This window comes from Alphaproteobacteria bacterium, assembly GCA_033344895.1.
Lineage (GTDB): Bacteria > Pseudomonadota > Alphaproteobacteria > UBA8366 > Aestuariispiraceae > Pacificispira.
On record JAWPMN010000001.1, the window covers coordinates 2224689 to 2237500 of the forward strand.

Annotated in this window: 10 protein-coding genes; 3 read left to right on the top strand and 7 right to left on the bottom strand. The window is 63.8% G+C overall.

Annotated features, from left to right (window positions below; genetic code table 11):
* Positions 1–11 precede the first annotated feature (11 nt).
* Genes R8L07_10875 through R8L07_10890 form a run of 4 tightly spaced genes read right to left on the bottom strand, consistent with a single transcriptional unit; the run spans position 12 to position 3697 of the window.
* Positions 12–437, bottom strand: a complete 426-nt coding sequence (locus R8L07_10875; protein MDW3206032.1) for an EVE domain-containing protein — start codon at positions 435–437, stop codon at positions 12–14.
* A gap of 1 nt (position 438) precedes the next feature.
* Positions 439–1746, bottom strand: coding sequence for an MFS transporter (locus R8L07_10880; protein MDW3206033.1), 1308 nt, complete (start codon positions 1744–1746; stop codon positions 439–441).
* 4 nt (positions 1747–1750) lie between these two features.
* Positions 1751–2101 (bottom strand): TraR/DksA family transcriptional regulator, encoded by a 351-nt coding sequence (locus R8L07_10885; GenBank protein MDW3206034.1) that lies wholly within the window; start codon positions 2099–2101, stop codon positions 1751–1753.
* A 15-nt stretch (positions 2102–2116) separates the two neighbouring features.
* The gene (locus R8L07_10890; GenBank protein ID MDW3206035.1) at positions 2117–3697 is read right to left on the bottom strand and encodes an MFS transporter; all 1581 of its coding nucleotides are present in this window, start codon (positions 3695–3697) and stop codon (positions 2117–2119) included.
* A gap of 197 nt (positions 3698–3894) precedes the next feature.
* Here R8L07_10890 and R8L07_10895 point away from each other — a divergent pair, with 197 nt between their 5' ends.
* The 3 genes from R8L07_10895 to R8L07_10905 all read left to right on the top strand — a co-directional run bounded on the left by R8L07_10895 (position 3895) and on the right by R8L07_10905 (position 9026).
* Positions 3895–5022 carry a M14-type cytosolic carboxypeptidase gene (locus tag R8L07_10895; GenBank protein ID MDW3206036.1) on the top strand — a complete coding sequence of 376 codons (1128 nt, stop codon included), beginning with the start codon at positions 3895–3897 and terminating at the stop codon, positions 5020–5022.
* An 11-nt stretch (positions 5023–5033) separates the two neighbouring features.
* On the top strand, positions 5034–6809 hold the full coding sequence (locus R8L07_10900) for an SLC13 family permease (protein ID MDW3206037.1): 1776 nt from the start codon (positions 5034–5036) through the stop codon (positions 6807–6809).
* A gap of 177 nt (positions 6810–6986) precedes the next feature.
* Positions 6987–9026, top strand: a complete 2040-nt coding sequence (locus R8L07_10905; GenBank protein MDW3206038.1) for an elongation factor G — start codon at positions 6987–6989, stop codon at positions 9024–9026.
* Positions 9027–9030: 4 nt separating this feature from the next.
* On the opposite strand, the gene R8L07_10910 is transcribed toward R8L07_10905, so the two are convergent.
* The 3 genes from R8L07_10910 to R8L07_10920 all read right to left on the bottom strand — a co-directional run bounded on the left by R8L07_10910 (position 9031) and on the right by R8L07_10920 (position 12252).
* A complete protein-coding gene (locus R8L07_10910) occupies positions 9031–9948 on the bottom strand; it encodes a formylglycine-generating enzyme family protein (GenBank protein ID MDW3206039.1) in 918 nt (305 codons plus the stop codon).
* 71 nt (positions 9949–10019) lie between these two features.
* Entirely contained in the window at positions 10020–10640 is a 621-nt protein-coding gene (locus tag R8L07_10915) for a glutathione S-transferase family protein (protein ID MDW3206040.1), read from the bottom strand.
* Between the two features lie 118 nt (positions 10641–10758).
* Positions 10759–12252 (bottom strand): peptidoglycan DD-metalloendopeptidase family protein, encoded by a 1494-nt coding sequence (locus R8L07_10920; GenBank protein ID MDW3206041.1) that lies wholly within the window; start codon positions 12250–12252, stop codon positions 10759–10761.
* Between the last annotated feature and the right edge of the window lie 560 nt (positions 12253–12812).

Sequence of the window (12812 nt, forward strand, 5' to 3'; positions counted from 1 at the left end):
GCAGATTCGCGTCAGGACGGATCGGTGTCGCCCATCCTGCAGATCAGGTTCCAGGCATCCTGCGGGATCGGCATGACCGACAGGCGCGATTGCTTGATCAGCGGCAGGTCTTCCAGCGCGGGTTCCGCCTTGATGTCCGCCAGGGTCACCGGTTTGGTGAAGGGGCGAACGGCCTTGACCGTGACCATGCCGAACCGGCCCTTCGGATCGGTCGGATCGGGATGGTACTCCTCGATCACCTCGACAATGCCGACAATCTGCTTTTCGTTGACGGAATGATAGAAGAAGCCGCGGTCACCGACCTTCATGGCCTTCATGTTGTTCGACGCCTGGTAGTTCCGGACGCCGTCCCACCCTTCACCGACATCGCCCTTGGCGACCTGATCGTCCCAGCCCCAGGTTCCGGGTTCGGATTTGAACAGCCACAGGTTCGGCATTCTAGGCTCCCTGATTGATGTGTGCGGTCGGGGCAGCGTAGCGACGCGCCGCCAGGATGGAAAGAACGCTGCCGAGGGCGGCATAACAGGAACAGAAGATCGCGATTTCGGCGACGGACCAGTTCCAGTCGAACATCCAGCCCAGGATCGGCGGGGCGGCGGCGCTGGAGAACACCATCAACGCCGTCATCAGGGCCTTGATCTCGCCCAGGTAGCGCGTGCCGTAGCTTTCTGCCCACAGGGCGACCTGGATCACCGATGTCATGCCGGCGGTCAGGCCGGACATCGCCATGAAGACCGGCGCGGTCCAACTGCCGTCGCCATAGGCCAGGGTCAGTGTTCCGACAATGGTCGGCGGCAGGAACAGCGGCAGGGCCGCTGCCGCGCCCTTCCGGTCGATCAGTGCGCCGATCAGCAATCCGGACGGGATGCTGGCCAGGGCATAGAAGACGATGCTTTCGGCCCAGATGACGGTACCCCAGCCCTTTGTTTCGGCAATTCGAACGCCATGCAGCAGCAGGCCGGTCACAATGAAGCTTGGGGCCAGAAGGCCGGGCAGGAAGATGTAGAAGCGCGCATCGCGCAGGACTTCACGGCGCCGCCAATGCCGCGACGGCAGCCGCGCCTTACCGTCCAGCGGGGCGGTCGGGGCGCTGGGAATCGGCTTTGCGGGAACGGCGGGCGCCTCGCTTTCGTCCAGCTCCCGCTTGTAGGCCTCGTACCGTGCACCATGCCCGCGCAGCAGCAGCATCGCGATGGGCAACATGACCAGCAGGTAGATTGCCGACAGGCCGTACCATGTTTCCCGCCAGCCGAAGGCGGCGATGGCGGCGACGCCGATTACCGGAAAGATCGCCTCCCCGATCGGGAAACCGTAGGACCCGAAAGCCACCGCCTTGCCACGCCCGATCCGGCTGTACCGGCCCAGACTGTGCCCCATCGTATGGCTCATCAGGCCCTGCCCTGTCTGCCGCAGCAGAAAGACCGCGAAGAACAGGGTGACCGGTCCTGCAATCGACCCCATGGCGGCGCAGGCGACGGCGCAGGCCGGTAGCAGGCAGATTGTCCAGCGGCGCAGGTCGATGCGGTCGATGATGCCGCCCGTATAGACGATCAGCGCCGCGGACATCAGCGTGCCCAGGCCGTAGATTGTCCCGAACTCGCCGTCGGTCAGTCCGAACTCGCGGCGAATCTCGCCGCCGGACAGGGATATGAAGTAGGTCTGACCGAAGCTCGATGCGAAGGCCACGAACAGGCCGTAGAAAGCCAGGCGGGGGTCTGCCCGCAGAAAATCCAGAGCACCGCGCATGAGATCAGGAACCGCCTACACAATCGACACAGGTTTGAATGGCGGGATCCAGTTCCAGACGCTTCCTGGGGATGTCCTCGTCACAGACCACGCAATATCCGTAGTCGCCACTGTCGATCCGGGACAGGGCCGCGCGGATGCGGGCCTCTTCCGCCTTGCGGCGCTGTTCCGTCGCCAGGGCCATTGCCTGTCCCTGCAGCGCGTCCATCCGGGACAGCCGGCCGACGGACTGCTGATCCAGCGTCACAGGCGCGCGGGCCTCCTTGGTCGACGCATCCAGCGCCGCCAGTTCCGCCAGGCGATCCGCCAGCAACTTCCGGAAATGATCCAGGTCCAGGGGGCGATCTTCACTCATCACCCGCCACGCCTATCATGCGCCGCCGGACCTGTCTCGTCCCTTTCCGTCATCACTGTCGGGATCGGCCGTCGCTTCCGGGGCCGCGGCTTCATCGTCGGATGCCCCGGTTTCGTCCGGGGTGACTTCCGGTAGATCGTCCCAGGTCTCCGATGCATCGGCTTCGGGGGTGCCTTCGGGCTGAACCGCATCGGGCGGTGGGGCGTCGCCGTCAATCAGATCGGCATCCTGCTCCGTTTCCGGCCATTCGACTTCCGGGTTCAGGGCTGTGGTCGCGACGACGGTCATGCGCGAGTCGACCGCAACAAAGCTGCCCTGTTCCTCGGCCGCGATGGCCGGGCGGCGGGACATCCGGTACAGGCCGAAGATCACAAAGATCACATTCACCGCGATCAGGGCCCAGAAATAGCCCGGCGTTCCGACCAGATCCATCGCCAGACCGGCGATGCTCGGCCCGACCATGGCGCCCAAACCGTTCGCCATGATCAAAGTCGAACTGGCTGCAACCATCTGCTTGGTCGTCAGATGGTCGTTGGTATGCGCGATACACAATGAATAGAGCGGCAGGGCCATGCCGCCGAAGACCAGGGCCACCAGCAGCAGGATGTTGGCGTCGTTCAGGATGCTGCTGCCGTCGAAACTGTAGAATCGCTGATAGGTCTGTAGCTGGTTCAGGGCAGCCGGGTCCTGGAAGAACAGTCCGAAGATGCCGACGCCGACACAGGCCGCGACGACACAGACGATGACCGTACGCCGGTCGAAAATGTCCGACAGCTTGCCGATCGGCCAGGTGAACAGAAATCCACCGACAAAGATCGCCGTCATGAACAGCGATGCGAACTCGGTGCCATACATCTTGAAGCCATAGGCCGGTCCCATGCCGATCAGGATGCCGGCGGTCATTCCGACCAGGACCATGCCGATCGTGCCGAGCGGCGACACCTTGTACAGGCGAAGCGGGCCGAGTGATTCCGGTGCCTCGAAATCCGGCGCGCGCGCTGCGGAGACGAGTACCGGCACCGCCGCCAGGGAGATCAGCACCGACACCACGGTAAACAGTTCGAAGTTGGCCGGGTCGTAAAGGTTCAGCAGCAACTGACCACCGGCGACGCCCAGAGAACTGACCACCAGATAGATGGCCAGCATCTGGCCCCGCGTGTCGTTGGTCGCCTTCTCGTTCAGCCAGCTCTCGACGACGATATAAAGACCGGCATAGGACACGCCCGTCAGTACGCGCATCGCGGTCCAGACATAGGGATCGATGAACAGCGGATAGATCAGGATCGTCAGGGAGGCCAGCGCCGTCAGGGCGCCGAAGACCCGGACATGACCGACGCGCGCCATCATCTTCGGCACGATGATCGACCCGATGAAGAAGCCCAGGAAATAGCCCGCCATCACCAGGCCGGTCAGCGTGTTCCCGAAATCCTCGACCTGGGTGCGAACGCCGACCAGCGATCCGCCAAGACCGTTGCCGATCATGATCAGTGTCAGCCCCAGAAACAGGGCCCAGCTCAATTTCAGGGCGGTCATCATGGCGCGGCCCTTTCCAGATTGGGTATCGATCCGTAACGCGGCGGCCATATGCGCGCTCATGGCCCGCGACGCCAGCAAAAATTTCGTGTCCGTCCATCACGGATTCCGGATTGTCCCGAACCGTCGGTCCCACAGGCCCGTCATGACGCGCAATATTGAAAACGGCACCATGCGCGTCCAACTGGGACGGAGGCTTTCCGAAATGCGCGCCGCATCCTATCGTGCCGGTCGCCGTTCTTTGTCCGACAGGAGCATACATGCACATCGCCAGCAATTTCGACTCCGGCAACATTGAAATCGTATCGGCGGAGGATCCGCAGGACATTCGCCTGAAGATCCGGCCGGATATCGGCGAAGACGGATTCTTCCAATGGTTCCATTTCCGGGTCAGCGGCGTGGCCGGGGAGTCCCTGGTCATCCACATCGTCAATGCCGGCGATGCGTCCTACACGAAGGGCTGGGAGGATTACCGTGCCTGTGTTTCTTCGGATCGCGACAGTTGGGTTCGGACCGACACCAGCTACAAGGACGGGGTTCTGACGATCCGTCATCTGGCAGAGGCGGATTCCCTGTATTTCGCCTATTTCGCCCCGTATTCGCGCGAACGGCATCGCGACCTGATCGCTGCCTGCCAGTCGCAGCCCAACTGCCGACACGCTGTGCTGGGCGAAACCCTCGACGGCGAAGAACTGGATCTACTGGTGATCGGGGACGGTGACCCCAGGAAGAAGAGCGTATGGACCATTGCCCGTCAGCACCCCGGCGAAAGCATGGCGGAGTGGTGCATGGAAGGTTTTCTGACGCGCCTGCTGGACCGCAATGATCCTGTCGGCCGTGAGGTCCTGGCGCAGGCCAATGTCTATGCCATTCCCAACATGAATCCGGATGGCAGCCGCCGAGGACATTTGCGCACCAACGCCAAGGGCATCAACCTGAACCGCGAATGGGACAAGGCGTCGATGGAGAACAGCCCGGAAGTTTATCTGACGCTCCAGGCGATGGACAGGGCCGGTCTGCACTTCTGTCTCGACATGCATGGCGACGAGGGTCTGCCCTACAACTTCATCGCCGGGGCGGATGCGGTACCCTCCGCGACGCAGAAAATGATCGATCTTCGTGTCGCCTATGAAGATGCGCTGAAACGCGCTAATCCCGATTTCCAGACGGAGCACGGCTATCCGACGGCCGCACCGGGCAAGGCGAACCTTTCGATGTGCTCCGCCCAACTGGCAGAGCGGTTCGGAGCCCTTTCCATGACCCTGGAAATGCCGTTCAAGGACAATGCGAATGCGCCGGACCCGATCAATGGCTGGTCGATCGCGCGCAGTCGCCTGATGGGGGCCGCGCAGTTGGACGCCCTCTATGCGGTCATAGGCGATCTCTAAGGACAAACATCGTGACGCTGGACCAAGGTCTTATCCTGGGCATCCTGGCGGCCCTGTTGGGCCTGTTCATCTGGGGGCGTTATCGATACGACCTCGTTGCCCTTGCGGGTCTGCTCGCCGCCGTTCTGTTGGGGGTGGTGGAACCTGGTAGGGCCTTCGAAGGGTTCGGCAACCCGGCGGTAATCACCGTCGCCCTTGTCCTAATCTTGAGCAAGGCGCTGTCGGCTTCCGGCGCGATCGACCCGATTGCGCGTCTGGTTCAGCGCGGCGCGGGCACGACACCCGGCCATATCGGTGGTCTGGGCGGTACTGCGGCCCTGCTCAGCGGATTCATGAACAATGTCGGCGCACTGGCCATGCTGATGCCGGTTGCGATCCAATCCGCGCGGAAGGCCGAACGCCCGGCGCGCCTCGTTCTAATGCCATTGGCATTCGCGTCGATCCTGGGCGGCATGCTGACCCTGATCGGGACGCCGCCCAATATCCTGATATCCTCCATCCGGGACCGGGCCCTTGGGGATGGGTACGCCATGTTCGACTTCGCGCCCGTGGGCGGGATCGCGATGCTGGCGGGGCTGATTTACCTGATTGCGGTCGGTTGGCGGTTCATCCCGTCCGGGCCGAAGGGGGACGACGGATCGAATTTCGGCGTCGATGTCTACACGGCGGAGGTCAAGCTGTCGAAGGACTGCAAGGCCTATGGGAAGACCATTACCGAGCTAGAGAAGCTGAGCGAGGACATGGACGTCGTGGTCGCAAAGCTGATCCGGCGCGGGCGCAACTATCCTGCCCCGCCCCGCCATGAACCGCTGCGTGCCTCCGACATCCTGATAGTCGAAGGCGCGGCGGAGGAGATCGATCGATTTGTCTCCGAGTTCGGTCTGTCGCTGAGCGGTGGAGGCCCCAGCCTCAAGGAAATTCTGAACTCCGGCGATGCGGCGGCCGTTGAACTGGTGGTGCAGGCCGGGTCCCTGTTGGAGGGGCGGACAGTCGCCCAGATGCGTTTCGGCCCGCATTACCGCGTTGCCCTCCTGGGCGTCGCGCGCAACGGGCGTGCCCATCGCGGACGGTTGAAGGATTTTCAGTTTCGGGCCGGGGATATCCTCCTGCTCCAGGGGGCGGCCGACGAGTTGAACGCCGCGGTATCCCGTTTCGGATGCCTGCCGTTGCGCGAACGGGACCTCAGTCTCGGGCGGCGGGACCGAGGGCCGATCGTTCTGGCATCCTTCGCCGCAGCGGTGGTGGCGGCATCCTTGGGTGTCGTGCCACTGCCGATTGCCTTCGGCGTGGCGACGGTTGCGATCGTCGTTTTCGGGGTGGTCACCCTGCGCGAAATCTATGACAGCGTGGATTGGCCCGTCATCGTCCTGCTGGGCGCCCTGATCCCGGTCGGGGGCGCCATGGAATCGACGGGTGCGACCGGCCTGATCGCCGATGGTATCCTGTGGGGAACGGAAGGCCTGCCGGTCTGGCTGATCGTCGGGTTGATCCTGGTTGTCACGATGACGCTCAGCGACGTCCTGAACAATGCGGCGACGACCGTTGTGATGGCGCCGATCGGGCTCGCCATCGCGGATGGGCTGGGACACGCGCCGGACCCCTATCTGATGGCCGTCGCCGTCGGTGCGTCCTGCGCCTTCCTGACGCCGATCGGGCACCAGAACAATGCGCTTGTCATGGGGCCTGGCGGGTATGCGTTCGGGGATTACTGGCGCGTCGGCCTGCCATTGGAGGTCATCATCGTGCTGGTATCCGTCCCGACCATTCTGATGGTCTGGCCGGTCTGACGCGCCGCCCCGGCCGGGGCTTCGTGGACTCCGGGTCGATTCGGCGCTACGATTTTGCGATACAGATAAAGGGGCGCCGGCTTGCGGGCTGCGCCGACAAGCGGGGGCATTGCCGCCGGTTGCCGCACAAGCGGTCCTGCCGGACCCTGGATAACAGTGTCTAGGGAGGACCGCCATATGACTGTTTCGCACCCGGCAGGACCGCGTACCGCTGTTCTGTGCGGCCCGTATCTCTCCGGAAAAACCACATTGCTGGAAGCCATGCTCTTCGAGGCCGGAGCCCTGCGTCGGCGCGGCAAGGTCGATGACGGCAGCAGCCTCGGCGACGGCGCGCCGGAAGCCCGGGCCCATACCATGTCGACCGAGCTCAACGTGGCCAGCACAGCCTATCTGGGGGAGGCGTGGACCTTCATCGATTGCCCCGGTTCAGTGGAACTGGCGCAGGAAGCGCTGGGGGCGCTGACCGTCGCGGATATTGCGGTCGTGGTCTGCGAACCCGACCCGGACAAGGCGCCCGCGGTGGCGCCTCTTTTGCGTCAACTGGACGCGCAGGACATCCCGCACATGCTGTTCATCAACAAGATGGATCAGGGCGCGGCCAGCGTACGGGCCACCATGGCCGCCCTGCAGGCGGCTTCCGCCCGTCCCCTGGTGCTGCGTGAGATTCCCATCCGGGACGGCGAAACCGTGACCGGCCATGTCGATCTGGTTTCCGAAAAGGCCTTTCGCTGGGAGCCGGATACGCCATCCAGCCTGATCGCGTTGCCGGACTCCGCCAGTGATCGCGAGAGCGAAGCCAGGACGGAGCTACTCGAAAGTCTGGCGGATTTCGATGATGCGCTGCTGGAGAAACTGCTGGAGGATGTTTCCCCGTCGACGGGCGAGGTCTACGAGACCCTTGCGAAGGATCTGGCTGGCAATCTTCTGGTGCCCGTCTTCTTCGGATCGGCCGCGAACGCACATGGTGTCCGTCGCCTCCTCAAGGCCCTCCGGCACGACACCCCCGAGTGCTCGGTTCTGGCGGCCCGCCAGGGCCTGGAGGTGGTGGACGCGGCATCGGACGCCGCCCGGGTTCGGATCTTCAAGACCCTGCATGCCGGCCATGCAGGTAAGCTCTCGATCGGTCGTGTGCTGCGCGGCCGGGTTGGCGAAGGCGACACGATCGCTGGAATGCGTCCGGCTGGCATGAACCGCCTGTTCGGCGCAGCGCATGAACGGGTTTCCGAGGCGGAATGCGGCTCGGTCGTTGCCTTCGGGAAACTGGATGCCGTTACGACTGGTGACCTCGTTTCCCCGGACGCGGTCCTGGGAAGACCGGGATGGCCCGACGCGCCACCACCGCTTTTCGCCCAGGCCATTCAGGCGGAAAGCCGGTCCGACGACGTCAAGCTGCCCGGCAATCTTCAGAAGGTCATCGAGGAAGACCCGTCGCTCGTCACCTTTCATGACGAGACTACCGGGGAATTCATACTGGGCGGGCAGGGTCAGATGCATCTGACCCTGGCGCTGGAAAAACTGCAGAACCGGTCCGGCCTGACCGTTCGGGCGGCAATGCCCCGCGTTGCCTATCGCGAGACGATCCGCAAACCGGTGAAGCGCCATGCGCGCCACAAGAAGCAGACCGGCGGTCATGGGGAGTTCGGCGATGTCCATATCGAGTTGAAGCCCAGGGCGCGGGGCAGTGGTTTCGCCTTCGAGCAGAAAATCCACGGCGGTGCCGTGCCCCGACAATACATTCCGGCGGTCGAGGGCGGAGCCCAGGATGCGCTGGCATGCGGACCGCTGGGCTTTCCGGTGGTGGATGTGTCGGTGACACTGACCGATGGACAGCACCATTCGGTCGATTCGTCGGAAATGGCTTTTCGCAAGGCAGGCTCCCAGGCGATCCGCGACGCTCTGCCGGAGGCGGGGCCGGTGCTGCTCGAGCCGATCAATGCGGTCACCCTCTCCGTCCCGACGGTTCACACGCCTCGGCTGCAGCGCATCATCGCGGCCCGACGCGGCCAGATACTGGGCTTTGATGCGAAGGCCGGCTGGGAAGGCTGGGACGAGGTCCAGTGTCAGATCCCGGCGGCGGAGATGCAGGATCTGATCGTGGAACTGCGGTCCGCGACCCAGGGGGCAGGTACCTTTGAATCGCATTTCGACCATTTGCAGGAACTGACCGGCAAGGACGCGGATCGTGTCGTGGCGATGCAGGCGGAAGCGGCGGAATAGGCCTTCAGTCGATTTCGCGTACCAGCCGGAACCCGTTCGTCGCCCAGCGGTCGCCCGGTGCGTTCACGCCTCGATTGGACGGCCGCAGATGCTGTGGGGCCGCAGCCCAGTTGCCGCCGCGCATGACGCGGTACCGACAATCGCCGTCCTGTCGCGCTACCCCAGTGGGATCTGCCCCTTCATGTCCGGGGGCGTAGCAGTCCCCGGTCCATTCCAGGGCATTGCCCAAAAGGCCGGTTAGGCCGAAAGCATTGGTGGGATAGGCGCCGGCAGGGGCTGTGGTCGGGTGCGGATCGCGGCACGCCGTGTTCCGGTACTCGAAACTGCTTTCGCGGGCGGCGCCGTTCGCGATGCCGCATAGCCTGTCCAGGGGTATGGCGCCGGTCTCGCCGGCCTTGGCCGCATATTCCCACTCCGCTTCCGAAGGCAGGCGGTATCGTGCACCGGTTTGGCGGTTCAGCCAGCGGGCATACGCCTTCGCGTCGGCCTCGTTGATACAGACTGCCGGATGATCCGGCCCCTGTCGGAAGCCCGGATTGCGCCAATCGAATCCGTTCTGCGGTTTCCAGGACAGGCCGTCATAGACAAAGCACGGCCTGTCGATGCGGTAGCCGGTATCGTCGACAAAGGCCGCGAATTCGGCACGGCTGATTTCCGCGACTGTCATCGCAAAGGCACGGGGCAGGGTGACCTGCACCTGTGGTCCCTCGTTACGGCCGCGCCCCGGCTCGTCCGAGGGAGAGCCGAGCAGGAATGTTCCGGGCGGAATCCTGACAAAGGCGGGACATGTATTGCAATCCCGCTCCGCTTCGGCTGCGATGACGGTTTGGCCGGCCCGGGCGCTTCCCATTAGGATTGGCGGGGAAACTGGCAGGGAAACCAGTAGGGCGAGCATCAGAACGGCGAGGCTGTGCCGCATCATTGTCCTGTCCCGGATCGTGATCCAGATTTCAGGTTAGACCGGACAGGGATGTCCCGACAACGCGCTGGCAATCACAGTGTCGGGAAGTGCCGACGCCACAGGTCGGCGATCGGCGGATGCGTACGGACCGCCTCCTGAACCGCGTCGACGCGAGGACTGTCGAGAGGGTCGCGGAACCAGGCCCGCAGCATCGCCAGATAGATATCGGCCAGGCTCATCTCCGACCCCAGCATGAAGGCCCGCGTGCCCAGAAGCCGCTCCACGGTCTGAAAGCCGCGCCGCATATGCTCCCGCCCGGCCTCTTTCACGCCGTCAATCCCATTGGCATCGGTCGTGTAGCGGTCGGCGTAGTAAAGCCGCAGATCGCCTTCATAGATGTTCACGGTCATGAAGACGATCCAGCGCAGGAACTCCGCCCGTCCGGAACTGCCGATCGGTGGGGCGATCCCGGCTTCCGGGAAACTATCCGCCAGGTGGATCGCCATCGCCGCGGATTCCGTCATGACCGTGCCGTCCGGCAGCAGCAGGGCTGGAACCTGGCACCACGGGTTTACCGCCCGGAAGGCATCACTGAACTGTTCGCCCTTCTTGGTGTCGATTTCGACGGTCTTGTAATCCGCTCCGGCGAGCGTCAGCCCGGCCTCGATCGCATAGCCGCCGGAACCGGGATGGCCGTAGAGCGTATAGGACATGTTTCCGACCTTCGCTGAAGTCATATGCGACCGGCAGGATAGTCCGGGATTGCTGCCTTCGAAAGATGCCGGTTTCGGTTTGCGGGGGCCGGCCGGCACGGCGTCCGGCGCGTCGCTCCTAATCGACGATCTGGGCGACCTGGGTGCGCGGCTCGATGGCGGCGTATTGCTGCTCGATCTCGGCGCGCACCCGTTCGAAACGGGCCAGTTCGGATCCGGCCAGGGTCTTGCCCGTCGGCAGTTTAACGCCCAACGGATTGGTCTGGCGCCCGTTCAGGTGAACTTCGTAATGCAGGTGCGGCCCGGTGGAGCGCCCCGAAGACCCGACATAGCCGATAATCTGGCGCTGTTCGACGCGGGCGCCCGGTTTGACACGGCTGTCGATACGGCTCAGATGCGCATAGGCCGTGGAATAGGTTCCGTTGTGCCGGATACGGATGTACCGACCGTACCCGCCGTTCCAGCCCGCCGCCTCGACGACACCGTCGCCGGCGGCGTAAATCGGCGTGCCGCTGGGCGCGGCGAAATCCAGGCCCTTGTGCATCTTGGTATAGCCCAGGATCGGATGTTTGCGCTTGCCGAAACCGGAGGAGATGCGCGCGCCTTCGACCGGCGTGCGCAGCAGGGCGCGGCGGACCGACTGGCCCTTGGCGTCATAATAGTCGACCCGACCATCATCGTCCTCGAACCGGTAGAACCGTTTCAGGCTGCCACCGACACTCATTTCGGCGACCAGGATCGATCCGAAGTCGACGGTTTCGCCGTCTTCGGTCCGCTTCTCCGAGAACATCAGCGAGAACCGGTCCCCCGGCTGCACTTCGCGTTGGAAGTCGACATCGAAGGAGAAGATGTTGATCAGGGATCCGAGGACGCGGACCGGCACGCCGGACTCGCGCGCGGCGACATAGAGCGAGGAATCGATCCGGCCGTCCGTGCGCACGACGTGATCGGTCAGGCTGCGCATGTTCTCGACGGCGGCGAAGCTTTCTCCCTCCGGCGTGACCACAAAGTCGCGCAGGCCATCCGGCTGGAACCGCAATTCCGCGATGCGCGCCTTGCCGTTGGGCAGCGGCGGCATGATGTCGACTTCCATCGTTTGCTTCGGGCGCAGACCGCGCGGGTCGAATACCTCCGCCAGAGCCTCGATGGCCCGATAGGCATCCGGGCGGTCAATGCCCGCATCCAGGAGGACGGACATCAGCGTGTCGCCGGACGCGATCTCGATTTCGATGGAATAGGGACGGCTCAGCAGATCGGCCTGCGCGGCGGAATCGACCCCCAGGGAGGCGACGGCCCAATTCGAGGCCAGCGGAGAATCGGGGCGCGGGGATTCCGTGATCGGCAGCAGGGCGGCGCTCGGCGACCGGGCGCTCATCACGGCTTCCGCCGGATCGTCCGATGGGGTCGGGGTTGCCATGACGGTCACCGCGAAACTCGCAGCCCCGACCAGCCCGGCCAGAGACAGGCCGCCCGCCATCAGACGGCGCCTCGCTTCGATGGACCGGCCGGGCCGATGAAAATGCGGCCCGTCAAATTTCGTGTCCTGCAACCCTGCAGCGTCCGACGCGTTCCCTCTATAGGAACGCAGGCGGGAAAGAATACCGATAGCCATCCGCACGAAACCCCACTCCCGTTTCGTTCGTGGCCCGGCCGCGTGCCGCCTTGGCGCACCGATGCCGGGACTGAACAATCCAGATCAAATTTGTCTAACACGACCGGATTCCGCCTGTTTCTCGGTATTTTCTCCGAATGGCAGCCCTATCGTGATTCGTACCCACGTCTAAGCAAAATCCAGGCCGGAATCGCGAAATCGTCACCTTTTCCGCGGTTCCGCCTGCGGCCCCTCGCTCGGTCCGTGCGGTTCACCGATAGCGTTACCGACAGCGGCTTTCGCCGTCAAGCTGATGAATTAAGGCATTTCAAGGGTTTGCCCCCGCATCTTGAAGGCGCGACAGGGGGCGGGCGAAAAAAAACGACGCTTCTTCAAAAAAGTTCCGCGAAACCGTTTGACACCCCCCGAGCCGATCCGTATAAGCCGGCTCCGCAACGACGGGGCGCCACACCGGAAACGGACCGGGGCCCGGATCGAAGCCCGTTATTTGACATTGTTGATATATGGAAGGGATACGCGGTTGGCGGTGGCTGGCTTTGTTGGCTGGTTGTTCGTTGACT